This window comes from Sulfitobacter sp. 1A13353 (assembly GCF_043557255.1).
In the GTDB taxonomy this organism is placed as follows: Bacteria; Pseudomonadota; Alphaproteobacteria; order Rhodobacterales; family Rhodobacteraceae; genus Sulfitobacter; species Sulfitobacter faviae.
Window position 1 is genome coordinate 384,461 of record NZ_JBIFFS010000003.1, and the last position, 22,983, is coordinate 407,443.

General features: G+C 62.3%; 27 protein-coding genes. 17 read left to right on the top strand and 10 right to left on the bottom strand.

The window, feature by feature from the left end:
* Nucleotides 1-14: 14 nt before the first annotated feature.
* The 4 genes from ACGYLO_RS09070 to motA form a co-directional block, all read right to left on the bottom strand.
* Nucleotides 15-353: a peptidoglycan-binding protein gene (locus tag ACGYLO_RS09070; RefSeq protein ID WP_271689265.1), complete on the bottom strand. Its 339-nt coding sequence runs from the start codon at nucleotides 351-353 to the stop codon at nucleotides 15-17.
* 184 nt (nucleotides 354-537) lie between these two features.
* Nucleotides 538-963, bottom strand: a complete 426-nt coding sequence (locus ACGYLO_RS09075; protein WP_271689266.1) for a hypothetical protein — start codon at nucleotides 961-963, stop codon at nucleotides 538-540.
* A complete protein-coding gene (locus ACGYLO_RS09080; RefSeq protein ID WP_271689267.1) occupies nucleotides 960-1,217 on the bottom strand; it encodes a hypothetical protein in 258 nt (85 codons plus the stop codon). The genes ACGYLO_RS09075 and ACGYLO_RS09080 overlap by 4 nt, the downstream gene beginning before the upstream one ends.
* Complete coding sequence (gene motA / locus ACGYLO_RS09085) at nucleotides 1,214-2,080, bottom strand: flagellar motor stator protein MotA (protein WP_067262415.1); 867 nt, start codon at nucleotides 2,078-2,080, stop codon at nucleotides 1,214-1,216. The genes ACGYLO_RS09080 and motA overlap by 4 nt, the downstream gene beginning before the upstream one ends.
* Nucleotides 2,081-2,173: 93 nt before the next feature.
* Here motA and ACGYLO_RS09090 point away from each other — a divergent pair, with 93 nt between their 5' ends.
* The 6 genes from ACGYLO_RS09090 (at nucleotide 2,174) to ACGYLO_RS09115 (ending at nucleotide 7,890) form a co-directional block, all read left to right on the top strand.
* Nucleotides 2,174-3,274 (top strand): hypothetical protein, encoded by a 1,101-nt coding sequence (locus ACGYLO_RS09090; RefSeq protein ID WP_271689268.1) that lies wholly within the window; start codon nucleotides 2,174-2,176, stop codon nucleotides 3,272-3,274.
* A 186-nt stretch (nucleotides 3,275-3,460) separates the two neighbouring features.
* Complete coding sequence (locus ACGYLO_RS09095; protein ID WP_067262409.1) at nucleotides 3,461-3,931, top strand: MucR family transcriptional regulator; 471 nt, start codon at nucleotides 3,461-3,463, stop codon at nucleotides 3,929-3,931.
* Between the two features lie 43 nt (nucleotides 3,932-3,974).
* Nucleotides 3,975-4,904 carry a flagellar motor protein MotB gene (locus ACGYLO_RS09100; protein WP_271689269.1) on the top strand — a complete coding sequence of 310 codons (930 nt, stop codon included), beginning with the start codon at nucleotides 3,975-3,977 and terminating at the stop codon, nucleotides 4,902-4,904.
* A gap of 276 nt (nucleotides 4,905-5,180) precedes the next feature.
* Entirely contained in the window at nucleotides 5,181-5,810 is a 630-nt protein-coding gene (locus tag ACGYLO_RS09105; RefSeq protein WP_271689270.1) for a hypothetical protein, read from the top strand.
* 53 nt (nucleotides 5,811-5,863) lie between these two features.
* Nucleotides 5,864-7,210, top strand: a complete 1,347-nt coding sequence (locus ACGYLO_RS09110) for a flagellar hook-length control protein FliK (protein WP_271689271.1) — start codon at nucleotides 5,864-5,866, stop codon at nucleotides 7,208-7,210.
* Between the two features lie 11 nt (nucleotides 7,211-7,221).
* Entirely contained in the window at nucleotides 7,222-7,890 is a 669-nt protein-coding gene (locus tag ACGYLO_RS09115) for a flagellar hook assembly protein FlgD (protein ID WP_067262400.1), read from the top strand.
* A gap of 19 nt (nucleotides 7,891-7,909) precedes the next feature.
* Here ACGYLO_RS09115 and ACGYLO_RS09120 read toward each other — a convergent pair whose 3' ends face one another.
* The 5 genes from ACGYLO_RS09120 to flgF form a co-directional block, all read right to left on the bottom strand.
* Nucleotides 7,910-8,488, bottom strand: coding sequence for a hypothetical protein (locus tag ACGYLO_RS09120; RefSeq protein ID WP_271689272.1), 579 nt, complete (start codon nucleotides 8,486-8,488; stop codon nucleotides 7,910-7,912).
* 80 nt (nucleotides 8,489-8,568) lie between these two features.
* Nucleotides 8,569-9,339 carry a flagellar basal body L-ring protein FlgH gene (locus tag ACGYLO_RS09125; RefSeq protein ID WP_271689273.1) on the bottom strand — a complete coding sequence of 257 codons (771 nt, stop codon included), beginning with the start codon at nucleotides 9,337-9,339 and terminating at the stop codon, nucleotides 8,569-8,571.
* Nucleotides 9,336-9,995 carry a flagellar basal body P-ring formation chaperone FlgA gene (flgA, locus tag ACGYLO_RS09130; protein ID WP_271689274.1) on the bottom strand — a complete coding sequence of 220 codons (660 nt, stop codon included), beginning with the start codon at nucleotides 9,993-9,995 and terminating at the stop codon, nucleotides 9,336-9,338. Before flgA ends, ACGYLO_RS09125 begins: the two co-directional genes overlap by 4 nt.
* Nucleotides 9,995-10,780: a flagellar basal-body rod protein FlgG gene (gene flgG / locus ACGYLO_RS09135; RefSeq protein ID WP_271689275.1), complete on the bottom strand. Its 786-nt coding sequence runs from the start codon at nucleotides 10,778-10,780 to the stop codon at nucleotides 9,995-9,997. Before flgG ends, flgA begins: the two co-directional genes overlap by 1 nt.
* A 32-nt stretch (nucleotides 10,781-10,812) precedes the next feature.
* Nucleotides 10,813-11,556 (bottom strand): flagellar basal-body rod protein FlgF, encoded by a 744-nt coding sequence (gene flgF, locus ACGYLO_RS09140; RefSeq protein ID WP_271689276.1) that lies wholly within the window; start codon nucleotides 11,554-11,556, stop codon nucleotides 10,813-10,815.
* A 98-nt stretch (nucleotides 11,557-11,654) separates the two neighbouring features.
* Here flgF and ACGYLO_RS09145 point away from each other — a divergent pair, with 98 nt between their 5' ends.
* The 11 genes from ACGYLO_RS09145 to ACGYLO_RS09195 all read left to right on the top strand — a co-directional run bounded on the left by ACGYLO_RS09145 (nucleotide 11,655) and on the right by ACGYLO_RS09195 (nucleotide 21,910).
* Complete coding sequence (locus ACGYLO_RS09145; protein ID WP_271689277.1) at nucleotides 11,655-13,415, top strand: hypothetical protein; 1,761 nt, start codon at nucleotides 11,655-11,657, stop codon at nucleotides 13,413-13,415.
* A gap of 98 nt (nucleotides 13,416-13,513) precedes the next feature.
* Entirely contained in the window at nucleotides 13,514-14,782 is a 1,269-nt protein-coding gene (locus ACGYLO_RS09150) for a flagellar hook protein FlgE (RefSeq protein WP_271689278.1), read from the top strand.
* A 12-nt stretch (nucleotides 14,783-14,794) separates the two neighbouring features.
* Nucleotides 14,795-16,210 (top strand): flagellar hook-associated protein FlgK, encoded by a 1,416-nt coding sequence (flgK, locus tag ACGYLO_RS09155; protein WP_271689279.1) that lies wholly within the window; start codon nucleotides 14,795-14,797, stop codon nucleotides 16,208-16,210.
* 7 nt (nucleotides 16,211-16,217) lie between these two features.
* Nucleotides 16,218-17,279 (top strand): flagellin, encoded by a 1,062-nt coding sequence (locus tag ACGYLO_RS09160; protein ID WP_271689280.1) that lies wholly within the window; start codon nucleotides 16,218-16,220, stop codon nucleotides 17,277-17,279.
* A gap of 13 nt (nucleotides 17,280-17,292) precedes the next feature.
* Entirely contained in the window at nucleotides 17,293-18,393 is a 1,101-nt protein-coding gene (locus tag ACGYLO_RS09165) for a flagellar basal body P-ring protein FlgI (RefSeq protein ID WP_168612836.1), read from the top strand.
* 9 nt (nucleotides 18,394-18,402) lie between these two features.
* Entirely contained in the window at nucleotides 18,403-18,705 is a 303-nt protein-coding gene (locus ACGYLO_RS09170) for a rod-binding protein (RefSeq protein WP_271689281.1), read from the top strand.
* On the top strand, nucleotides 18,702-19,079 hold the full coding sequence (locus ACGYLO_RS09175; RefSeq protein WP_209217508.1) for a hypothetical protein: 378 nt from the start codon (nucleotides 18,702-18,704) through the stop codon (nucleotides 19,077-19,079). The genes ACGYLO_RS09170 and ACGYLO_RS09175 overlap by 4 nt, the downstream gene beginning before the upstream one ends.
* A gap of 107 nt (nucleotides 19,080-19,186) precedes the next feature.
* Nucleotides 19,187-20,143, top strand: a complete 957-nt coding sequence (locus tag ACGYLO_RS09180; RefSeq protein WP_271689282.1) for a flagellin — start codon at nucleotides 19,187-19,189, stop codon at nucleotides 20,141-20,143.
* Between the two features lie 105 nt (nucleotides 20,144-20,248).
* Nucleotides 20,249-20,653, top strand: coding sequence for a flagellar biosynthesis regulator FlaF (gene flaF, locus ACGYLO_RS09185; protein WP_271689283.1), 405 nt, complete (start codon nucleotides 20,249-20,251; stop codon nucleotides 20,651-20,653).
* Nucleotide 20,654: 1 nt separating this feature from the next.
* Nucleotides 20,655-21,080, top strand: a complete 426-nt coding sequence (locus tag ACGYLO_RS09190) for a flagellar biosynthesis repressor FlbT (protein ID WP_209217505.1) — start codon at nucleotides 20,655-20,657, stop codon at nucleotides 21,078-21,080.
* Nucleotides 21,077-21,910, top strand: a complete 834-nt coding sequence (locus ACGYLO_RS09195) for a DUF1217 domain-containing protein (RefSeq protein WP_271689284.1) — start codon at nucleotides 21,077-21,079, stop codon at nucleotides 21,908-21,910. The genes ACGYLO_RS09190 and ACGYLO_RS09195 overlap by 4 nt, the downstream gene beginning before the upstream one ends.
* Before the next feature lie 6 nt (nucleotides 21,911-21,916).
* Here the strand turns inward: ACGYLO_RS09195 and ACGYLO_RS09200 are convergent, their stop codons facing one another.
* On the bottom strand, nucleotides 21,917-22,966 hold the full coding sequence (locus ACGYLO_RS09200) for a flagellar motor switch protein FliG (RefSeq protein ID WP_271689285.1): 1,050 nt from the start codon (nucleotides 22,964-22,966) through the stop codon (nucleotides 21,917-21,919).
* Between the last annotated feature and the right edge of the window lie 17 nt (nucleotides 22,967-22,983).

Genomic DNA, 22,983 nt, shown 5'->3' on the forward strand with positions numbered 1-22,983 from the left:
GGCCCCGGCAGCACTCACATATAGGCGTGGGAGGTCAGGAAGAACATCGTTTCGCTGACCTGAACCTCATGGGCGAATGTCCATGTCGGCGCGTGGCGTTGGTAGCGGTCGGAGGCCATGAGCGCGCGAAAAGCGGCTTCGGTCCCCGGCCCCCATGCGCCGTCGATGGCCCCCTTGTAATAGCCCTCGTGTTTCAGGCTGTCCTGCACCATCCGGCGCGCACCAAGGTCGCGGCTTTGGAACAGGGCGCGCACCTCGGCAAGGGTCACCTCCGCCGATTGCGCGCAGAGCGGGCTGACGCTCAAAGACGCGGCACCGATCGCGGCGGCGGTGAAAAATCCTCTTCGCTTCATCGTAAATCCTCTCAAACTATACCGAAGCCGGAATACAAACGCGTTGGCCTCGGCGCCCCCCCTCCCCAGGGCGGCATTTTCAATGGGGCTTTGATGGAATCGAATTGCGGTTTTTTCTTGTCCGGTATTCGCTATTTAGGGGAATTTGCGAAAATAGTTCCCGTAATTGGATATGGCCGTGTAATTATCGTTGATCGTCCAGCCAGATCGACAGAAACCCTTCAGCTTGGGCGGCGGTCTCGGCTTCTTGCAGGGCATGCCTGCGGGCCTCGGCGCGGCGGTTGCGGATCAGGTCGATGCGCTTGGCCTCGGCGAAAAGCCCGTTCAGCCTGTCGTGGATGCCCGCGCTGTCGGCGCGCAGCCGCTCGGCCTCGGCCTCTTTGCGGTGGATGGTTTCCGAGACGTTGCGAATAAAGGCCGAGACCACCCGCGTCGATTCCACCGCATCGGGATCGCCGCGGTCGTTGAGCTGCTCCATCAGGCTGTGGCGTTCGTTTTCGATCTGGGTCAGCGCGCGGTTCACCTCGGCCATCTCCAGCGCGACATTCTCCATCTCAAAGCGTTTCAGCCGCGAGAGCACGGCCAGCCCGTCGCCGCGCTTTGGCTTCACTGCTCTGCGCCCTGTAACAGAACGATGAGCCGCTCACGCATCCGTTCCAGCACCTCGGCGTCGAGCAGCGGTAGCCCCTCCATTGGGGGGACATGGCCGATGACACCGTGGCGGCGCATGGAATTGGGCAGCCGGGCCTCTGCTTCGGCGGTCTTGTCGACCTCTTCCGCGTCTTTTTCCTTGGCCGGTCCTGCCGCCAGCCCCGGCCCGGCAAGGAGCGCGATCAGCGCGATCAGGGGCAGGGGGCGCATCATACCGCAGGCAGTTCGCGCTGCGAGGCCTCCACGGCGGAGAAGTTCGGCTGTTTCGTCGTGGGGATGTTGCCGCGGCCCAATTCAATGCAGATGCTGGGCGGATGGCCCGCCACGATGGCCACGATGACATCACGGATCACCGTATACATCGCGCCGTCTTCTTCCTCGATCTGCTCCAACCGGCCTGCGATGGGCTGGACCATACAATAGGCAAGGAAAACCCCAAGGAAAGTGCCGACCAATGCGCCGCCGATCATCGCGCCAAGGATCTCTGGCGGCTTGTCGATCGACGACATGGTTTTGATCACCCCCAGAACCGCCGCGACGATGCCGATGGCGGGCAGGCCGTCCGCCATGCTCTGGATCGCGCGGGCCGAAACGAGCGCCTCGTGGTGGTGCTTTTTGATCTTGCGGTTCAACACGTCTTCCATCTGGAAGCGGTCGTCGAACTGCATCGACATCATGCGAAAGCTATCGGCGATGAGGTCGGTCAGGAAATGGTCCTTCATCAGCTTGGGGTAGCGTTGAAAGATCGGGCTCGCTTCGGGGTTTTCGATATGCTCGTCCATCGCGACGATGCCCTTGGTCTTATAAAGACGTGCTAGTTCGAACATCAGCGCCAGCAGATCGTTGTAATCCGCCGCCTTCCAGCGCGGCCCCTTGATCACCCGCATCACCCCGGCCAGCGAAGACTTCACCACCGAAAAGGAGTTGGCGATCACGAAGGCCCCCAGAGAGGCGCCGCCGATCATCATGCCCTCGTAGGGGAGGGCGTGCAGGACGATGTCCATATTGCCCCCCGACAGCATGAAGCCGCCAAAGACCAGACCGAAGACCATTACAAGACCAAGCAAGAGTGTCATTGCTGCACACGCCTCCAAAAAGAAACTATTCTTACTTTATCCTTGAGCGAATAGGTCTATACAAGTATTATCTGGGAAAGAACTTGGGTTTCTATGATGAATAGTGGTTTTTCGGTCAAAGAAGAGTTGAAGGGTGATGTCGACGCTCTGCAAGAGCCCGATGCCTTCGCCTATTTCGTCGATCCCTCCGAGCTTTCGGTGCTCGTGCCGGGCTGGCCCGAAGAGATGCGGCTGCTGCTGTGCATGGATGCCGCCGGTCTTTGCGAGTTCGTGGTCTTTCACAATGACGAAGAACATGCAGTTTTCGACCGGGTGGCGGATATCCTCGACCGTCCCGTGGGCAGCTTTGCCGTCAGTCCAGAGATTGAGGGGCATCCCTGCCGTAGGCTGCTGTTCTCTGAGGAAAACGCGCTGTTGAAGGCCATTCAGGACAGCAAAACGCTTGAGGAAACCGCGGCGGATTATCTGATCAACTACAATTTCGCCCGCGAAGAGGGGTTGGATTTCGACGAGTTGATGCGCCAGCGGCCCGAATTGGACCAGTTTCAGCGCGTCAGCACCAACAAGATCTTCCCTATCGGCAACCGCAAGCGGCGCAAGCTGCGCTCGGGGCCGCCCGAAGGCTATATGCCCTCTGCCGAGGTTCAGCCGGGGGAGTGTTTCTATGTCCGTCTTGAGATGTGGCTCGCCGGGGGGCGGATGCGAATCGCCTCCAACCCGGAACAGCCGCTGCCCATGGTGCCGACCTTGGTGCGTGACATCGCTTTTCGGGATGATTTCGCATCGGTTTATATCCCCCGTGACACGCTGGCGGCAGAGTGGCGGCCCAAGGATGACATGGTGATCGATATTCCGGCTGAGCTTTTCCCCGCAGGCTTTAGCGACAGCTGCGCGCGGCGCGAAGTGAAGGTGGCCGTCATGCCGCGCGGCATCTTTGTCGAGTTCGGCGCGCCGATCGAGGTGCCCCCGGCGCCCGAGCCTGAGTTGCTCGACCCCGCCGCATTGGCGCCGCAGCCGCCCGCGCCCCGCAAGAGCCTGTGGAAGTCCCTGCATGTGCCGCTGATCGCGGTGGCAGGGCTGGGGGTGACCGGTCTGTTCAGCACGATCATCGCCCAGACCACCGGAAATGACGTGCCTCCCGATCCGGCCCCGAAAAGCGCGATCTTCAAGACCGTCGCGCAGATGGAGCCGTGATGCATTCCGCACGATATGGCGAAAAAGTGCTTGCCAATGCTTGCGCGGGTTCCAAATACAATTCGAATCGTGATAAGAATAAACGGCGAAGAATTATTTATCTTTGCTGCGTCCCTTGCGAAGCGCTCTTTGAATGCTTCGCGAACCTTGCAGAAGGCAAGATTAACTTAACAAGGAAGTTGCTTCATGCCTAATGTACCCCCCAAGCAGAATCTGAGCGATACCGCGATTGCGACCATCGTTTCGGGGTTCGCCAGCCGCAGCGACGTGACCATCGACGATATCCTGACCTTGGTCGAGCGTCTGCGCGCGACCCCCGCTGAGGCTCCGGCCACCGCATTGGCCAATATCCCCGCCGCCGCCGTGGCTCCCGTCGCGCCCAAGGCGCAGGGCATGACCGCCGCACCGGGCGAGCAGCCGATGACCGAAGACACGATTTTTTGCCTGTGCTGCGGCAAGGGGTTCAAAATGCTGAAACGTCACCTCGGGGCCGAACATGGGCTGACGGAAGCGGAATACCGCGTGATGTTCAACCTGCCTGCCGACACGCCGCTGGTCGCGCCGAGCTATTCCAAGCGCAAGGCCGAATACGCCAAACGCGCAGGTCTGGGCAAGTACAGCCGCGACAAGTCGGACAACAACGCAGAGCTTTCCTGATCTGGCCCCCGTGCCCGGTCTTGCGTAATCGGGAGGCCGCGTGATGGCTGACAAGAAGAACGCGATGATCATCATCAAGCGCTACGACGCGGAGGGCGGCCACGCCCACCACGGCGGCGGTTGGAAGGTGGCCTATGCGGACTTCATGACCGCGATGATGGCGTTTTTCCTGCTGCTGTGGATCCTCGCCGCCTCGGATGAGGAAAAGCTGCGCGGGCTGGCCAATTACTTTACCCCCACAGTGTCGGACGGCGGTTCTTCCTCGGATGCGGCGGCGGACCTGCGCCCGCTGATGGCCGCAGGGGTGATGACCGGCGCGGTCGACAACACCGGCAATGTGCAAAAGCCGACCTTTGGCCGTGACAATCCGATGATGGTCTTCGACAGCCGCCTGCGCGACAAACCGGCGGAAGTGGTCGTGGAATACGCCGAAGCGCCCGAGCCTGTGGCGCCCGCCGATCCCGCCACGCTGGCCGCGATCGAGGAATCCGAGCGCCGCCAATTCGAGATCGACCGCATGGCCGAGGACATCGCCGAGCGGATCACCTCTGACACCGCTTTGAACGATCTGGCGCGCAATGTCCGGCTTGAGAAATCGAACGGGGCGCTGACGGTTCAGGTCTTGGACCAAGATGAACGGTCGCTCTTTGCGCGGGGCAGCGCCGAGGTAACCCCGAAGACCCGCGAGCTGCTGCTGGCCATCGGCGATGTGATCGCCGAACAGAACCAGCCGGTCGAGATTGTGGGCCATACCGATGCCGCCGCTTTTGGCGCGAACAATGGCTACACGAATTGGGAGCTTTCGGCAGACCGCGCCAATGCCACGCGCCGCACGCTGATGGCCGCGGGCATTGCCGGGGCGCGCTTTATGCGGGTGTCGGGTGTGGCCGACACGCAACCGATCAACACGGTCGATCCCTTGGCCCCGGAAAACCGTCGCATCTCAATTCGCTTGGTCTATCAAGCCGAGTAGACCTTGTTTTCAAGGCTCTATCGGCCCGGTTGTGCGAGATTTCCGGCCTTGGCAAAAGTGCGACATCCCTGCCGCTGATTCCCAAAAAAATGGCACGGTCTTGTAAAATTGTTGACGGTCAAGGTCTTGCGATCTAGACCTTATGTAATAATCGAGCACCGGGCACCTAAAAAACCTTTAAAAATCGCCCGGATAAACCATGGACAGAACGTCCTGAACGAGGCGGAAATGCAGGTAAACTCACTTATAGGTGGCATCTGGAAGGGTGCCTGCCACATGGATTCATCGGCCGATGGCCGTCATTTCAACATGCTGATCCGGGCGCTGATTCCGGTTCAAGCTTCGGTCTTCGAGATGCAGGATTGGGCCGGTCATCCGGTGGCAATGCCAGATTGCATCGAACCGATCCCGGGCATTTGCCTTGGCGATATCCTTGCCGAAGAACTCGACGCCGATGTGCCTTATGGTTCTCTCGTAGTTATTCGCAAAAGCGACAATTTCACCAATATTTCCCAAGCCGCCGGTGCGCTGGTGGGCGAAGTGCTGATCGGGATCATCGGGCGCGGCCTGTTCCCGATGATGGACGAAGACAGCGTTCTGCACGCTTTGGGGCAGGCCTACCATCACGCCGCCGAGGCGGATGAGCTGCTCAAGCTGGGGCTTGAGCCTGCGGCTTTCCGCATGGGGCTGAGCGCGGTTTTGGGGCAGTACTGGGGCCGTCCGGTCGACAGTCATTCGGTCTTTGCAGCCCCTGCCGAGGGCGCGCAGATTTCGCTTCGTGCGCTGACCGGGACAGAGACGCCCGTGACCCTTAACCACTGGACCCTGCGGCTCAAAGCCCTCGTTGAGGCCCGCAGCGCACGCCGCGCTTTTGAAGATCAGCGCGGGAACGTGCGGATCTCCTGATCCTACAAGAGCCTTCGGAATCCCGCCGTGGATCCCAAGTTGGAGGACGTCAGATGATCACTCAACTTCAGGCAGCACCTGCGGTGCCGAATGCCGCAGGTCTCGGGCAGCCCTCGGAGAAGGGGGCTGCCGAAGGCTTTGCCGCCCTGATGCAGGGGTTGGCCGGGCAGGGGGGCGGGTCGGAGGCGCAGGGCCAAGACCTGCAAGCCGCCGCGCCAGAGGTGGAAGCCGCCCCCGATCCGCTGCCCGACGACATCGACCTTGAGACGGCGGAGGGGTTGATTGCCCTGATGGATCACACCCTCGCCGGGTTGGAGGAGACCAGCCAGCAAATCACCCCGAAAGCCGCCCTTGCCGCATTTGCCGAAGCCTTGGGCGAAGCGCCGCCCGAAAACCTCGGTGCGCTGGAGGCGGTGGCGCAGTTGGATGACCCCAGCCTTGAGGCCGCTTGGGAAGAGAGGATCGCCGGTGCCCTGCGCCTGCCCACCCCTGCGAGCCAATTAAGCATCGCCTCGGCGGCGCTGCCGGTTGTGGGACGTATGGCCATGGGGCAGGCCCAGCAGGGGGCCCGCGTGATGGCCTCCGAAGGGGGCGCGCCGGTGTTGCAGGCCGAAGGCCCTGCCGAACAGAGCGGGTTTCAAACGGTCATGTCTAGTGAGGCACCAGCCCCGAGAGCCGCCACCGTGGGGGCGACAGAACCACCCCTCGCCGCGAAGGCCGAGGCCAGCGCAACCACCGCCGCGAAGGTGGACTTGAGCATTGAAGCCGCGGACCCGCGCCTCACCGCTGCCGCCGAGCGTTTCAGCGCCGCTGTCGATGCCGCCAAGGTAGCCCAGCCCGGCACAAATGCACCTGCCGCGGAGGCCGTCCTGCGTGAGGTCGCCGCTTTGACCGCGCCGCAGGCACCGCAAAGCGAGGGGTTACGCCTCAGCCCGCCGCAGCCCACACCGGCCCCCGCGCCGAACCCGGCCGCCGCGCCGGAAGAGCAGCTTCGCCAGCACGTCAGCCAACAGATCCGCAGCCTTGATACGGCGGACAACAAGCTGCGTTTCTCGCTCTCCCCCTACGGTATGGGCGAGATCGAGATCGAGGTTGTGCGCAGTGAGGCGGGGCGCATGCAAATCGCCATGACCACCGAAAGCGCCTCGGTCCTGAACATGCTGCGGCAAGACCGTGAGCAACTGCTGGACGCGCTGCAATCGCGCGGCATCAGCGCCGAGAATGCGGACCTCGATTTCCAGACTTTCGGCGACCGGGGCCGCAATGGCGGGCAGCAACAGGGCCCTGCGTTCACCCAGACCACAGCACAGGCCGATGATGCGCAGGGCGGTGACGCCGCGCCCACGGCCCAGACCCCCAGCCCGCGCCTTGGTGCCGGGCAGCTAGATATCCTCACCTGAAAGGCGAGACCATGATCGACGCGACCACAGCCAGCACCCTGAGCACCGCCAACACTTCGGCGGCGGCGACCTCATCCGCTGAGCTTCAGGAAAGCTACAACAGCTTTCTCACCCTGCTGACGGCGCAGATTTCGAATCAAGACCCGCTGAACCCGGTGGATTCGACGCAGTTTGTCTCGCAATTGGCGCAGTTGACCCAAGTGGAGCAGAGCATCGCCACCAACGCGAGCCTTGAGCAAATCTCGACCATGCTTTCCACCGTGGGTGCAATGTCGGACCTGCAATTGATCGGGCGCGACGTGCTGGTGCCCTCGACCCAAGTGCGCATGACCGAAGATGAATTCCCGCTGAGCTACCAGCTCAACGCCGGGGCGGAGGAGGTAACCGTTCGGATCTTCTCCGAAGACGGCACCCTGATCCGCGAGATGCCCGGCCCCTCCACCGCCGAAGGGGAGGTGATCGACGTGGAGTGGAACCGCCTCGATTCCGTGGGCCTGCCGGTGCCGCCCGATACCTTCCGGGTTGAGATCACGGCGACGGATGCCGAGGGCAACGATGTAGGCGTCACCCCGCTGACCCGGTCCGAGGTGACGCGGGTGAACTTCACCGCCTACGGGCCGGAGTTGGAACTGGATAACGGAGAATCCGTGCTGTCGAACGTGGTGCGTTCGGTTCTCTAAGCCAGCGCAGTGGCGCGTGTCAGAGCCGCGCCACATCTTGTTTGTAGAGCGATACGAACATCACATCATCGACGCCCTTATGCTCTTTGCTGATCAGATCCCGCAGCAGCCGCGACAGGGCTTCGCTGTCGATCGCCACGCCGCGCAGCACGGTGCTTTCGGCGGCTAGGTTCATCGCCTGCAAGAGCGAATCGCGCATCCGCGTCGCGTCTTCCACGCGGCGGTAGCGTTCGGCCAATTCCAGTGACCCCATCTTGAGCGCGAAATCCGCGACCACATAAGAGACGCTGTTGGTCTTCTCCACAGGGATCGTCATCTGCCCAAGGCGCACCACCGTGCGGTCCTTGGCCAGTTCATAACTGTCCATCGGCGCGTGATCATCGCCCTTGGCGGATTTCTCACCTTTATCGCCATGGGCGTCTTTCTCGGGCGCATGGGCGGCGTCCTTTGCCGTCTCCTTTGCGTCATAGGCGGTCTTGTCATCACTCTTTGTCCCCGCCGCTTCGGCTGGGGCAGGGGCGAGGGCCAGACCGGCGCCATAGCCTGCACCCATGCAAAGCAAGGGGAGTGCTACGAATGCGATTGCTGCCTTTTTCATGTTCGACCTTTCCTGAGCTTTCGTCAGGTTTAACGGTCGATTGCGACGGCAATGGTCTCACTTTGTGACCAAGTCAGGGATTAATAGGGCAGGATCACATCCATCGCGTCTTCGCCGTAGCTGCGCTCTTGCGCGCGCGACAGCGTGCCTCTGCCGCCATAGGCGATGCGGGCCTCGGCGATCTTGTCGTAAGAAATGGTGTTGTCATCGCGGATGTCGGCAGGGCGCACGATCCCGGCCATGCGCAGCTCGCGCAGCTCCTGATTAACCAGTATTTCTTGACGTCCGGCGACGACGAGCGTGCCGTTTGGCAGTTTGTCGATCACCAATGCCGCGACTTTGAGTTCGATCTGTTCGTTGCGGGAAATAGCGCCAGAGCCGCTGGCCTCAGAGGCCGATCCGACCTCGACGATATCGCCGCTCGGCAGGTCTGCCGCGCTGATTCCGGGCAGAATTGCGGCAATTTTCGCGCCATAGCCAAAGAATGTCGGGAAACCGATGGAGCTTGCACCCTCACGTTCCCGGTCGGTCGAGTTGCGCAGTTGCGCGCGGTCGTCGATGGAGATCACGACGGTGACGATATCACCAATATCATCGGCGCGCTGGTCGGCAAACAGCGCTTCGCTGCGGGCCGAGAACAGCGAGGCTTTCGCACTGCCGCGCCGGGGCGGCTCCATCGCGACGGCGGGCATCGGCACCTGCACGCGGGCGACCTCGGGGATTGCTTGGCCATCCACCACAATCGGGGAGGGCTGCGGATCGCGGTCGAAATGATCGGCGGTATCGCAGGCGGACAGGGCAAGGGCGGCGCCGAGCATCAAGGCGGAGGGGCGCGCGAAAGCGGTGGTCATCGAATGATCTCCACGGTCCCTTCGCCGGTGGCGATGCCGGTGACCGTTTTGTTGCTGACAAGGTTCACGATACGGATTTCCTGCCCCTCATGCGCGTCATCAAGCGCGCGCCCGGGGGAGGAGAGGGCCAGAAGCCCGTCGCTGAAATAGATCTCCACCCGCTCGCCCCGGTTGATGACCAGCGGCTGAATGATGGACTGCGTCTGAATGGGCCGCCCCGGCGTCAGCACGCGGCGCACCTGTTTGCCGACGACCTCTTCCATATCCGTCATCACATAGGCGCCGATCCGGCCCACGGGCAGGCGCATAACGGTCAGGTCGTCTTCCATGATGATGTCATCGGGCAGCAGGCGGGTGATGGGCACAGGGACCGGCATGGTGACAAGGGCGTAGCCCGCGATGCGCTGCACCTCGCCCGTCTCAAGCACCGCATTGGCCAGAAACTTGCCGCTGCGCGGGTCCATCCAGAACTCGGCCAGCGTCAGTACCTCTTCGGCGGGGGCGTCCTTGACCGTGATCTCGAAGGCGCCCTCTTGCGGCAGGCTGTCGGCGTAGTCCACCCGCGCGCGTTCCTCGACCAACACGCCGATGGGCGCCGAAAGGGCAGGGCCCGTCAGCGCCATCAGGCCAAGGAAGAGGGCGGCGAGCCGTCGCATTAGCGGATTTGGTTCGCAGCCGAGAGCATCTGGTCTGCGGTCTCGATTGATTTGGAGTTCATCTCATAGGCGCGCTGCGCCGAGATCAGATCGGTGATCTGCTGGATGGCATTCACGTTGGACGCCTCAAGATAGCCCTGACGGATCATCCCCGCGCCCGGGTCGCCCGGGTTCACCACCTGCGCCTCGCCCGAGGCTTCGGTCGCCAGCAGGAAGTTGTTGCCCACCGGACGCATCCCCGGCTCGTTCACGAAGGTGGTCAGGTTGAACTGGCCAAGCTCCACCGGCACGGGATCATTCTCAACATAGGCCATGACGACGCCCTGTTCGTTGATCTCGACCGCTGTGGTGTTTTCCGGCACGACCATGCCCGGCTCGACGCGGTAGCCCTGCATGGTGACGATCTCACCCTCGGGGGAGAGTTGGAACGACCCGTCGCGGGTATAGGCGGTGCCGCCATCGGGCAGCGTGACCGAGAAATAGCCGCGCCCGTCAATGGCGACGTTAAGCTGGTTTTCCGTGGCCACCATGCCGCCTTGGGTGTTCAGCCGCACGGTGCCGGCTGTCTGCACGCCCATGCCAATGTCGATGCCCACGGGGCGGGTCGATCCGGCCTCCGAGGTGACGGCGCCTTCGCGCTGCATGGATTGATAGATCAGGTCTTGAAAGGCGGCGCGGCTGGCCTTGAACCCGGTGGTGTTCGCGTTGGCGATGTTGTTCGAGATCACATCGACATTGGTCTGCTGCGCCATCATGCCGGTCGCGGCGATGCTGAGTGCCTTCATTGTCTCGTTCCTTCCGTTCTACGGATGCCGGGTCAGACCGCCTGCGCGATCCGTTTGAGCGAGTCGCGGCGCAGGTCGTCCGCATTGCCCATCATGGTGTTGGTGCGCTCATAGGCGCGCTGCACGTCGATCAGCCGCGTCATCTCACGCACCGGGTTCACGTTGCTAAGCTCCAGCGTGCCTTGGCGCACCTGCACGGCTTCGGCCACGCCCGGTTTGGCGGCCCCGTCGGGGGCGACGAGCATGCCGCCGCCAAGGCGCTTGTAGCTTTGGATTTCAGGGATGTTGAAAACGCCGATCCGCCCCAGCGGTCCGGTCTCACTGCCCGAAATGGTGCCATCCTCGGAAATGTTGATATCGCCCATGCCCGCAGGGGGCAGTTGGATCGGCGCACCGCCCGCGTCGAGCACTTTTGCCCCCGATAGCAGGGTCAGATTGCCCTCAGGGTCGATCGCAAAGCTGCCATCACGGCCAAAGGCCTGCTGCCCGTCAGCGGTTTGATAGCTGAACCATCCCTCGCCATGCAGCGCCACGTCCAGCGGGTTGCCGGTCTGCGACAGCGCGCCGGGGCGGGTGTCGATGTAGGAGCCGGTATCGCTGACAAAAGCCGCCTGATCGTCGCCAAGCGCAGTGTTGTCCTGCAACAGCGCCTCGAACACCACATGTTCGCCCTTGTAGCCCGCGGTGCTGGCGTTGGCGATATTGTTGGCGGTGATGTCCAGTTGGCGCTGGAGGGAAGTCGCCAGCGACATGCTGATATGGCTGGTTTCCGTCATAACGGGCCTCAGTTTGGGCAAGGATGGCGTGACATTATGAAGATCAGTGTGAAATAAAGAATGGATCTTTACAAGAATAAAGTGCATCTATTCATATAATGAAGCATCTGCACAACATTGTTCTTGGCCTGTCTTTGCTCCTGGCCCCGGCCGCGACGGCGGAGGAGGGTGCTGTCTTTGCGCCTCTATCCTTGGCCGAGCAGGGGGAGCAGGACTTTCTCGCCACGCGCGAAGCATTGATGACGCAGCTGGCAGAGGTCTCTGCGCCGGAGGATCCTGCGCGGACCGAGGTGTTGCTGGGGCTGGCGGAATTGCACCTTGCTTGGATGATGCGCCCCGAGGCGGCTGGCTTTCTGGAAGCGCTCGACGCCGAAACCCTCACCGGCGACGCGGCGCGGCGGCACCGGACCCTGAGCCTCGCGCTCGCTCTGCTCGGCGGGGGCGCGGGTGGCGATCTGGGGCAGGCGGTGTCATGGTCCGTCGGCTGGGGGCAGGGGCAGGCCCTGCGCGCAGCGGCCTTTGCCCGGCTTGGCGCGGTGGAGGAGGCGGCCCGCTTGATGCCGCGCACCTTGGAAAGCCTCGCCGACCTGTCGCCAGCCATTCAAGCCGCCGTCCTGCCCGACCTGCTCGAAGCGGCGCTGGAGGCCGAGGATTGGGAGGTGGCGCAGGCATTGGCCGCGCAATTCCCCGACCATGCCGAGCTGCGCGATGGCCCCGCCTATCGCTACCTTCTGGCTCGCGCCTCCGAAGTTTCGGGCGATCTTTTGATGGCTTTCGAAGGCTATGTCCAAGCCGCACAGGGCCGCGATGCCTATGCGCAACGGGCGCGACTGGCCTTGGTCCGGATGGGGCGCGAGACCGAGACCCTGCCGGGGCAGGACGCGCTGTCTTTGCTGAAAACCGCGCGCTGGATGTGGAGCGGGGATGCCCTCGGGCGCGAAGGCGCGCAGCTTTTGGCGGAGGTCGCCGCAGAGCAGGGCGACACCGATACCGCCTTGTGGGCGCTGCATAATTTGCTGCGCACCGCCCCTGAAGAAGAGACCGACGCGCTACGCGCACAGGCGCGGGCGATCTACGGTGCCTTCTATGCCGCGGGGGCGGCGGGGGAGATCGACCTCGGGCCATTCCTTGAAGGGCACACCCGTATCAGCGCCCGCTGGCGTTTCGATCCGGGTTTTGTCGGCCATGCTATGGCCGTGCCGCAACGCCTGCTGGATACCGGGATGACCGCCCTTGCCGCGCGGGAGTATCGCGCCCTGCGCGAAATGGCCCAGACCTTGGAGCGGGGCGGGGCGACTGCCCCCGATGCCAGTCTTATGGCCCGCTTGCGGCGCGGCGAAGCGCGCGCGCTTTTGGCAGGTGGGCAGGCGGATGCGGCAGTGGACCTGCTCAGCGGCTATGCCGACGATCAGGGCGCCGAGGCCGAAGCGCTTTTGGTCGAAGCCTTGGCGCAGGCGGGCCGTTCGGATGAGCTCGCCGCCCTGCGCCTGCGCGCCCAAGACATGGACCTGCGCCGCAGCCGCGCGGTGGCCCTCTACGAGACCGGCAAGTGGGGCGCTGCGCGGCACGCCTATCTTGAGATGTGGGAGGCGCACCCCCAGCAATTTGCCTTTGCCGATGCCACGCGCCTGACCCTCGCCGCCTATCAGGCGGGCGACAGTGCCACGGTCGCAAGGGCCGCCACGGCCTTTCCCGCGCTGGCCGACCTGCCCGGCTGGGCCGAGATCGCCACGGGGCTGGGCACGCGCCCTGCCGAAGAAGGGCCGCTGGGGTCAGACGTGATGCGGCTGAGCATGGAGAGCGCGGACCGTATCCTAGATGCCGTGACCAAGGTCACGGACGTCAAGGAAAGTCAGTGACATAAATATCAAATACAAATTTTATTCTTGCTTTAGTCATGAAGAATCGGCTTTCTCATGTATAAGTCAAGAATAACAAGAACGAGCAGGATCAAGTCATGAGCATTACAAGCGCCCTTCAGATCGGGGTCAGCGGGTTGCAGGCCAACTCCTCCCGCGTCCAGAATATCTCTAGCAATATCGCCAACGCCAATACCGTGGGCTACCGGCGGACCTTCTCGGAATTCGTAACACAGAACACCGGGTCGACGCAGGCGGGGGTGCTGACGGATGTGCGCGCCGATATCTCGGCCAATGGCAATATCATGGGCACGGGGCGCTCGACCGATCTTGCGGTGCAGGGTGACGGCTTCTTCGTCGTCTCGCGCAACCCCAACGATCCTGTCGAATCAAACTACTACCTGACCCGCGCCGGTTCCTTCACCCCGGATCAGGACGGCAACCTGCGCAACTCGGCGGGCTATTTCCTCTCGGGCTTTCCGACGGATGCCAGCGGCGCCACAGGCAGCGTCAGCAGCACCAGCTACAATGACCTCAGCACCGTCAATGTGGCGAGCTATCAGGTCCAAGGCACGCCCAGCACCCGCGTTGGCGTTTCGGGCAATGTCCCCGCGCAGGAAACCGGCGCTGGCACCACCGGCACGGCCTTTGAATCCACCCTGCGCTATGTGAACCAATTGGGCGGCAGCGATGCGCTGAACCTGTCTTGGACACCGGGGGCCACGGCCAATGAATGGACTGTCAACATCAGCGATGAGGCAGGCAACAGCTACGGCGATGCGACGGTGAATTTCACCGACAGCGGCGTCAATGCAGGTAGCCCGGCGAGCTACACGCCCGGCACCCTGCCGATTGATCCCGCGACCGGCGTGGTGACCCTGCAAATCAACAACGGCGGCACCCCCCAACCGCTTGAGATCGACTTCGGCGCGCCCGGCACCTTTGAGGGGATGACCCAATTCTCGGGCGATTACACACCCCCGGCCTTTTCGGATGACGGCACCGAGACCGGCAGCCTTGAACGGGCCGAGATGAGCGACAGCGGCATCCTTTACGGCGTCTTCGACAACGGCCAGCGCCGCGCGCTGTTCCAAGTGCCGCTTGCCAATGTCGCCAACCCTGACCAGATGCGCTCGGTCGACGGCAACGCCTATGTGGCGACCCGGGATTCCGGCGCGGTGAGCATCGGCAACCCGATGTTGAACGGTCTCGGCAGCATCAACAGCGGGGCGCTCGAAGGCTCCAACGTGGATATCGCGGAAGAGTTGACCGACCTGATCCAGACACAGCGGGCCTATTCCTCCAGCGCCAAGATCATCACCACCAGCGATGAGATGCTGAGTGAAACGCTAAGCATCAAACGCTAACCCGGTGCATGAATGAGCATCTCATCTGCCTTTAGCATTGCCCGCAGCGGGCTGAGCACGACAGAGGGTCGCGCCAACCTTGTTGCGGGCAATATCGCCAATGCGCAAACCGAAGGCTACGTCCGGCGCGAGGCCGCGCAGGTCACGACCAACGGTCAAAGTGGCACGGTGGAGCTGCGCATCGCGCGGCAGGTCGATGAACGCCTTGCGGGCATGTCGCGGAATGCTTCGGCTGAATTGGGCCGGGCCTCTGCCACCAGTGAGATACTCGGCAGCTATCTGATCACTCTGGGTGAGCCGGGCGATGAAGTCTCCCCCGCCGCTCGTTTGGCGGAGTTTCAGGCGGGGCTCGACCTTTTGGCCAACAACCCCTCCGACCCCGCCGCGCAGAACGACCTTTTGTCGCGCAGCGAGACCTTGGTGCACAGCATCAACGAGGCCGCCATCGGGCTTGAGGCCAGCCGCGCACAGGCCGGTGATAGTCTGGTGGCGAGCGTGGCCGAGGTAAACGCGGCGCTCTCGGATATCGCTGCGTTGAACGAACGTCTGGCCCTTGCCGGGACCGATCCCACCGGCACCAGCGGGCTGATGGATGAGATGAACCGCCGCCTTGATGCTTTGGGCAGTCAGATGGATTTCCAAAGCCGTAGGGAAGCGGATGGAACGCTGACGCTGCACACCACCGGCGGCACGGAATTGGTCCATGGCGAAACCGCCGTGCCGCTCAGCGCCAACCCCGAGACGGGGCGGCTGATGGCCGGGGACATCGACATCACGCCAAACAGCCCCACCGCGCGCGGGTCCGACAGTGGCCGCCTTGCGGGGCTGAGCGGGCTGATCGCCAATGACCTGCCGCAGATGAAGCTGCAATTGGATGAACTCGCCCGCGGGCTGGTGCAGAGTTTCGAGGCCGCAGATGCCTCCCTCGGGGCCGGGCAGCCGGGGCTTTTCACCGATGCAGGCGGCGCTTTCGATCCGGCGCAGTTGGACGGGCTGGCCGGGCGGCTTGCGCTCAATGACAGCGTCCAGCCCGACAAGGGCGGTGCGCTTTGGCGGCTGCGCGACGGTGCCGGTGCCACATTCCCCGGAGAGCCGGGCGACACCACGCAGTTGAATGCCTTTGTCGACGTGCTTGAGACGGGCATGGCCTTTGACGCGGCCACGGGCCTCAGCACCAATGCGCGTTTGGGGGATTATGCCGCCGATCTGGTCAGTCAGCAAAATGTGCTGCGGGTCGGGGCGGACGGGCAGGCCGAGACGGCCCGCGTGCGGCTCATCACCTTCGAGGACAACCGCAGCAGCATCGAAGGCGTGAACGTCGACACCGAATTGCAAAAGCTTCTGGAAATCGAACAGGCCTATGGCGCGAATTCGCAGGTGCTCACCAGCCTGAGCGATATGCTCGACACCCTTTTGGCCAGCGTGTGAGGATAGGATGACCGAGATTTCCCGCACCGTCTCCACTGCTTTGCAAAGCCTGCGCCAGCGCGAACAGACCAGCCGCCTCGCCGCCGAGATCTCGGACGTGTCGAAAGAGGTGACGACCGGGCTGAAGGCCAACCCCTATGACGATCTGGGCCACCGCTCTGCCGATGCCATCGCCATTCGCATGCAGATCACCCGCAACGATGGTTTCCTGACCTCCAATGCGCTTTTGGACCGCCGTTTCCTCGCCGTGGAAACCTCGCTCGGGGCCATGCGTGACGTGGGCCAAGAGGTGCTTGAGCAAGCCTTCACCGCCGACAGCGCGGGCGGGCTTTCGACGACCTACCTGTCGCAGGCGGCACGCACGGCGCTTGACCGGGTGTTGGAGCGTGCGGCGGTCAGCGACAGTTCCGGTTTCCTGATGTCGGGCACCCGCAGCGACACCAACCCGCTGCAAGCTTGGGATGAGATCAACCCGCGCACCGGCGAATCCCCGGCCATCGCGGTGGATCACATGATCGGCGGTCCTCTGACCGATGTGGCCGATGTGCAGCGCGCCATCGACGATCTCAAGGCAGGCTTCGGCGACAGTTCGGTGTTCTTCAACCACAATTTCGAGAACAGTTTTTACAACGGCGCGCCGTCGGGCAATCCGCCGCTGACCTCGCGCACCTCCGAGACCCAGACCCAGACCCAAACCGCCCAAGCCAATGATCCGGCAATCCGCGATCTGGTCCGTGGGTTGGCGATGCTGAGCGCGGTGAACCCCAGCGACATCCCCGATGAGGCCGCCCGCGATGCGTGGCTAACCGAGGCGCGCAGCGCCATCGGGGCGGGGCTGGAAGGGCTGACCGATCTGGAAACCCAGACTGGCCTGAAACGCGCACAACTTGCCGATACGATCGCGGCGCAAGAAAGCCGGGCGCTGTTTCTGGATGGGGAGGTGATGAACCTCGAAGGGGTCGACCAATATGACGCGGCCACCCGTCTGACCCAATTGCAGAACCAACTCGACTCCAGCTTTGCCGTCACCGCGCGCCTCTCGCGCCTGTCCTTCCTGAACTACCTCTAACCGGAACCGCCCCATGAACGCCTTGTTTAAACTCTTGCTGATCGGCCTCACCTTCGCGCTTGCCGCGCCGGCGGCAGCACAGGTGCGGATCAAGGATATCGTCACCGTCGAGGGCGTGCGGTCGAACCAATTGGTCGGCTACGGGCTGGTCGTGGGGCTCAACGGCACGGGCGACAGTCTGCGCAACGCGCCTTTCACCGAACGCGCCATCGAAGGCATGCTAGAGCGGCTCGGCATCGGCAACCTGACCGAAGATCAGATGCGCACGGCCAATACCGCCGCCGTCATGGTGACCGCCTCCCTGCCGCCCTTCGCCCGCGCGGGCAGCACCATCGACGTGGTCGTGTCCTCACTGGGCGATGCCTCATCGCTGCGCGGCGGCACGCTGATCGTCACACCGCTGACCGCCGCGGATGGCGAGATCTACGCCGTGGCCCAAGGCCCGATCGCCGTCGCCGGCTTCGCGGCGCAGGGGCTGAACGCCTCCATCGTCGAAGGGGTGCCGACAGGCGCGCGGATCGACAATGGCGCCATCGTCGAGCGTGAGGTCGATTTCGACTTTAGCGAGATGAACAGCATCAAACTGGCCCTGCGCAACGCCGATTTCGTCACCGCACAGCGGGTCGAGGCGGCGATCAACCAAGCCATGGGCCCGGTTGCCAAGGCCATCGACTCGCGCACCATCACCGTGTCGGCTTACGGCAAAGGATCGTTGATGGAGACGATGGCCCTGATCGAACCGCTGCAAGTTCAGCCTGATCAAGTCGCCAAAGTGGTGATCGACGCGCGCTCCGGCACCATCGTCATCGGGGCCAATGTTCGCATCGACCGTGTCGCGGTCAGCCAAGGCGGGCTGACCGTCACCGTCCGCGATGATTTCAACGTGAGCCAGCCCGAATCTTTGTCCATCGGCGGGACCACCGTGGTGGTGCCGAATTCTTCGGTCGGCGTCGAAGAGAAAGACGCGAAATTCGCCGTCATCGACGGGTCGGTCAGCCTGCAACGGCTCGTCGACGGGCTGAACGCCATCGGCGTCGGCGCGACCGAGACGATTTCAATCCTTCAAGCCATCAAGGCGGCGGGCGCTCTGCATGCCGACCTTGAGATCATCTAGGGGCAGGCCATGGAATTCGCATCTTTCCCAATCCCCGCGCCGACCCCGGCGGCCAAACCGGCAGCACCGCAGGCCGATGCCGTCACCGCCGAAAAAGCGCAGGAGTTCGAGGCGATGTTCCTCGGCCAGATGGTCGATGAAATGCTCTCGACCGTGGACGTCGGCAGCTTCGGCGGGGGGCATGCCGAAGAGACTTGGCGCAGCTTTCTGTCCAACGCGATTGGCGAAAGCATCGCCGAGCAGAACAGCACCGGAATCGCCCGTACAATTGAAACCGCCATGCAGCGCTATCAAACGGGGGCCGACCGATGAGCGATCCGCGCAAAGCACTCGCCGCCGTGGATGCCTTGGGCAATCTGCTGCGCCGCGAAATCGCCGCGGTGGAGGGCGGGGCGTTCAACCAATTGGTCGAATTCGCCAGCGAAAAGGCCCGACTCACCGCCGTGCTGGAAGAGCAACTCAGCCATGATCCCGAGGCGGTCAGCAAAGATAAATTGCGCGATCTGAAAGATCTGATCGCGCGCGATCATCACCACCTGCAATTGGCCCGCCAAGCCACGTCTGAGATGATCTCACAGGTTTCCCAAATCCGGGAAAAGCACAGCATTGCAGGCATTTACGGCCGAAGCGGTGCGAAACGTGACAACCGCGCAACACTGATGACAACCGTGGACAAAAGTTTCTGAATTGCCTCAATGTTGCCAGTTTTTCGCGTAAAAACGTAATCAAGCGGGTTCGCCCCGCAGTTGTCAGAAAGACGACATAACGAACTAGAATAGTCTGGAATAAGAACATGTCTTCGATCAACACAAACACATCCGCAATGAACGCTCTGTCGACTCTGCGGAGCGTCAATTCGAGCCTGAATCAGACCCAAGACCGTATCTCGACCGGTCTGAAAGTTTCGAACGCTGGCGACAACGCCGCTTATTTTGCCATCTCGGAAACGATGAAGGGCGATAGCGGTATGACCAAATCGATCAACGAAAGCTTGACGTTGACCAAAAATTCTTTGGCGACAGCCAACGTCGGAGCTGATAGCTTTAAGGACCTCGCGCGCCAGTTTTCGGAGCGTGTTGCCTTCGCTCAAGGCGGCGGCAGCATCGAAGACGTCAAGAATGAGCTTGATGAAATTGTTAAGCAGATGGACGCTTCCATCAGCCAAGCAACTTTTAACGGCGATGATCTGATCGGCTCGGGCAATACCGTCGCAACTGGGACAACTGTAGCAGGTGACGGCTCGATTTCTGCTGCGGCTACCACCACCGAACAGGCTCGTTCCCTTAGTGTTGTCACCGGGATTACCCGTAACGCCACCGGTGTAGCAGCAACAACAATGGACGTCAGCGGTGTAGACCTAAAGCGGACCTACACCGATTTCAAAGCAGTCGCGGATGCTTTCAAAACCGGTTATGATGCCGCCGTGGCGGGTGCCGCCACTCCTGCAGCAGCCGAAATTGCCGGTCAGGACTATCTCAAGAACTCTTTGACCGCGGCCGAAGACCTTTTGGGGGAAGCTATTGAAGCTTCGACCACTCTTGGCGTTGGTCAGAAATCCATCGAAAACCAGCAAGAGTTCCTGACCAAGCTGACCGACAACCTCGACACCGGTGTTGGCGCGATGGTTGACGCCAACATGGAAGAAGAAGCCGCCCGTCTTCAGGCGCTTCAGGTTCAGCAGCAGCTGGCATCGCAGTCCCTGTCGATCGCCAACCAGGCGCCGCAGAACATCCTGAGCCTGTTCCGTTAAGGATTAGGGTTTTCGGGGCCGGGACCTAGTGCTCTGGCCCCGATCCAACCGCCTCAGAATTTGCGGTTGGCAGGCAGCAAACGATAAAAACAAGGAAGAATTCCTATGGGGCTGGCAGCATACAAACGAACAATTCGCGAAAGCGAAACCCCGCGGCAGATCGAGCGCCGCATCCTCAGCCGCGTCACACATGACCTTGCCGAAAAGGGTCAGGGCTTTGATGCGACAGACGATAAGAGCGAGCGGTTGCACATCCTCGCCTCCGGTCTGCGCGACGCGATCTACGAAAATCAACGGTTCTGGTCGGCCCTGCGCTTTGACCTGTCCGAGCCGGAAAACAAAATGCCCGACGGGTTGAAAGCCTCGCTCATTTCCATCGCGCTTTGGGTGGACCGTCATAGCACCGCGCTGATGGCCGGCGAAGGCCGCTTGGCGGGTCTCGTCGAGATCAACGGCAATATCGCCGCCGGTTTGGCCGGGCAGGCCGCGCCGCAGATGCAGGAGGTGTAAGATGCTGAAACTCACTCTTCGCCCCCGCGAACGTGTGGTCGTGAACGGCTGCGTCATCCGCAACGGCGACCGCCGTCAGGCGCTGACGGTCGAGAACCGCGCCGACATCGTGCGCGAGTCCGATCTGTTGAAGCCGGATGCGGAATCCACGCCGGTCTCCAAGGTCTATTTCCTTGTGCAAACCGCGCTGATCCGTCCCGATACACGCGATCAAATCCTGCCGATGATCCAGCAGGGCTTGGCCGATCTGGCCTGTTGCTTTGGCGCGGACATGCGCGCCCGGATCATGGAAGCGGCGAATTTCGTCTCCATGGCCGATTTCTACAAAGCGATGAGCGAGCTGCGCGCGGTGCTCAAATACGAGACCGAGCTCATGCAGCTGCGCCCGGTGCCGCCCGCGGCAAACCATGAGGCCGCGCACGCATGATTTCGCTGGGCGGCATGGGCACGCAGGTGGCGGTCAAACTGTTTGACGCAACGCGCGACAAACAACTCGACCTTGCCGCCAGCAACGCCCTGAACGCCCGGCAGATCGAAGCCTTTGAAGAGCGTATCGGCAGCATCTCTTCCCCGCAGGAACTGATTGCCGATACGGAAGTCTATACTTTCGTCATGCGGGCCTTCGACCTTGAAGATCAGATCTTTGGCAAGGCGATGATCCGCAAGACGCTGGAAAGCGATATCACCGACAGTTCCGCACTGGTGAACCGCCTCAGCGACCCCAAAATTCGCGACATGTATCTGACTTTGGGCTTCACGCCCGGAGGGGGGAGCAGCGAAAACCTCGATAAGGTCGATTGGCAGGCCGAGATGATCGACCGTTTCAAGGAACGTTTCGTGCTGAACGAGGCCGGAGAGGACAACGAAGGCGCGCGGATCGCCTTGGAGTTCAAAGCCAAAGCCGCTGAGATCGACTCATGGCTCGACGTGTTGAAGGACGAAGACCTCGGCAAATTCATGCGCCGCGCCCTTGGTGTGCCGGATGAGGCGATCCAAGTCGATCTCGACCGTCAGATCGCACTTTTCGAGCAGAAGTTCGACATCGAAAAGCTGCAAGACCCGGCGGAGGTCGACAAACTCGTCTCGCGGTTCTCGGCGATTTACGATGCGGTCGAAGGTGTCTCTTCGTCGTCGAGCACGGTGCTTTCGCTGATGCAGGGGGCTGTCTCGATCGGGCAGGGCGGCAGCTTTACGGCTGCCACCATCGACATCCCCACGATCACCGGCGGCTATAGCGCGTCGAGCGTCTACCGCTGACCCCCTTTATTCGATGAATTCGTCGTCATCGGCTGCCGAGGGCAGTTCGATCACGCCTTGATCGGCAAGGCTCTTGGCATATTCCACCATGGCGGCCTGTGCCGCGCGGACGTCCCGGCCCCGGACTGGGCCGGTGGCGGCCATCTCGTCCATCAGCATCTGACGCGAGCGTTGCGGCAGGCATTCCATCAGGTGATCGCGCTGCTCTTTCTTGGCGCCGCGCATCGCCATCGGCAGGGTCGACCCGTCCAGCCCGCGCATCACCTGCGCCAAGTCCTGCATCGGCAGTTTGAACAGGTCGTCAAAGACGAACATGCGCTGTTTGATGGCTTGGAAAGCGTCCGGAATACGCGCGTCCAGCGCGCCGGAAAGCTCCTCAAAGGCCTGCACATCCAACTGGTTGAATAGATCCGCCATGCGCTGATGCGTCTCGACCGAATTGGTATGCATCGCATTCGACAGGATATCCTGTTTCAGCGTCTCTTCGATCTGCTGCATCATATGCAGCGGTACGGCCTCCATCGCGATCATGCGCTCGGCAATGTCCTGCATCCGTTCAGGGCCCAGCAGCGGCAGCACCTTGGCGGCCACGCCGGTGTCGACGTTGTTGAGGATCGCCGCGGCGGTCTGGTCATGCTCGCCCTTGAGGTAATTGGCGATCACCGTCTCATCCAGCGCGCCAAAGCCGCGCCACATGGCGCTTTCGCGCTCGCTGTTCTTGAGCCCCTCCATGATGCTGGTCACCTGCTCATCGGGCATGAATTTGCGCAGCATGGATTCCGCCGTCGACAGCGACCCCACGACCGAACCGGTGCCGCTGACGACCTTTTGGGTGAACTCTTTGAGCACATGTTCCACCACCTCTGCCGGGATCGGGCCAAGGCGGCTCATGGCGCTGGTGATACGCTCGATCTCGGCGGTGCCGAGCTTTTGCATGAGTTCCGATCCGGTCTGCTCGCCAAGGCAGAGAAAGGTGATGGCGGCTTTGGTCGGACCGTTCAGATCCTCCACCGTGATGGGCTTTCTGCGGGATTTGGAAAGGGCATTGGTCGACATGAAGAGATCCTTTCAGT

Bases quoted from the DNA above. Each gene is read 5' to 3' on its own strand.
- ACGYLO_RS09070 (WP_271689265.1), bottom strand. From the start codon at position 353: ATGAAGCGAAGAGGATTTTTCACCGCCGCCGCGATCGGTGCCGCGTCT.
- ACGYLO_RS09080 (WP_271689267.1), bottom strand. From the start codon at position 1,217: ATGATGCGCCCCCTGCCCCTGATCGCGCTGATCGCGCTCCTTGCCGGG.
- motA (WP_067262415.1), bottom strand. From the start codon at position 2,080: ATGACACTCTTGCTTGGTCTTGTAATGGTCTTCGGTCTGGTCTTTGGC.
- ACGYLO_RS09090 (WP_271689268.1), top strand. From the start codon at position 2,174: ATGATGAATAGTGGTTTTTCGGTCAAAGAAGAGTTGAAGGGTGATGTC.
- ACGYLO_RS09095 (WP_067262409.1), top strand. From the start codon at position 3,461: ATGCCTAATGTACCCCCCAAGCAGAATCTGAGCGATACCGCGATTGCG.
- ACGYLO_RS09100 (WP_271689269.1), top strand. From the start codon at position 3,975: ATGGCTGACAAGAAGAACGCGATGATCATCATCAAGCGCTACGACGCG.
- ACGYLO_RS09105 (WP_271689270.1), top strand. From the start codon at position 5,181: ATGGATTCATCGGCCGATGGCCGTCATTTCAACATGCTGATCCGGGCG.
- ACGYLO_RS09110 (WP_271689271.1), top strand. From the start codon at position 5,864: ATGATCACTCAACTTCAGGCAGCACCTGCGGTGCCGAATGCCGCAGGT.
- ACGYLO_RS09115 (WP_067262400.1), top strand. From the start codon at position 7,222: ATGATCGACGCGACCACAGCCAGCACCCTGAGCACCGCCAACACTTCG.
- ACGYLO_RS09120 (WP_271689272.1), bottom strand. From the start codon at position 8,488: ATGAAAAAGGCAGCAATCGCATTCGTAGCACTCCCCTTGCTTTGCATG.
- ACGYLO_RS09125 (WP_271689273.1), bottom strand. From the start codon at position 9,339: ATGACCACCGCTTTCGCGCGCCCCTCCGCCTTGATGCTCGGCGCCGCC.
- flgA (WP_271689274.1), bottom strand. From the start codon at position 9,995: ATGCGACGGCTCGCCGCCCTCTTCCTTGGCCTGATGGCGCTGACGGGC.
- flgG (WP_271689275.1), bottom strand. From the start codon at position 10,780: ATGAAGGCACTCAGCATCGCCGCGACCGGCATGATGGCGCAGCAGACC.
- flgF (WP_271689276.1), bottom strand. From the start codon at position 11,556: ATGACGGAAACCAGCCATATCAGCATGTCGCTGGCGACTTCCCTCCAG.
- ACGYLO_RS09145 (WP_271689277.1), top strand. From the start codon at position 11,655: ATGAAGCATCTGCACAACATTGTTCTTGGCCTGTCTTTGCTCCTGGCC.
- ACGYLO_RS09150 (WP_271689278.1), top strand. From the start codon at position 13,514: ATGAGCATTACAAGCGCCCTTCAGATCGGGGTCAGCGGGTTGCAGGCC.
- flgK (WP_271689279.1), top strand. From the start codon at position 14,795: ATGAGCATCTCATCTGCCTTTAGCATTGCCCGCAGCGGGCTGAGCACG.
- ACGYLO_RS09160 (WP_271689280.1), top strand. From the start codon at position 16,218: ATGACCGAGATTTCCCGCACCGTCTCCACTGCTTTGCAAAGCCTGCGC.
- ACGYLO_RS09165 (WP_168612836.1), top strand. From the start codon at position 17,293: ATGAACGCCTTGTTTAAACTCTTGCTGATCGGCCTCACCTTCGCGCTT.
- ACGYLO_RS09170 (WP_271689281.1), top strand. From the start codon at position 18,403: ATGGAATTCGCATCTTTCCCAATCCCCGCGCCGACCCCGGCGGCCAAA.
- ACGYLO_RS09175 (WP_209217508.1), top strand. From the start codon at position 18,702: ATGAGCGATCCGCGCAAAGCACTCGCCGCCGTGGATGCCTTGGGCAAT.
- ACGYLO_RS09180 (WP_271689282.1), top strand. From the start codon at position 19,187: ATGTCTTCGATCAACACAAACACATCCGCAATGAACGCTCTGTCGACT.
- flaF (WP_271689283.1), top strand. From the start codon at position 20,249: ATGGGGCTGGCAGCATACAAACGAACAATTCGCGAAAGCGAAACCCCG.
- ACGYLO_RS09190 (WP_209217505.1), top strand. From the start codon at position 20,655: ATGCTGAAACTCACTCTTCGCCCCCGCGAACGTGTGGTCGTGAACGGC.
- ACGYLO_RS09195 (WP_271689284.1), top strand. From the start codon at position 21,077: ATGATTTCGCTGGGCGGCATGGGCACGCAGGTGGCGGTCAAACTGTTT.
- ACGYLO_RS09200 (WP_271689285.1), bottom strand. From the start codon at position 22,966: ATGTCGACCAATGCCCTTTCCAAATCCCGCAGAAAGCCCATCACGGTG.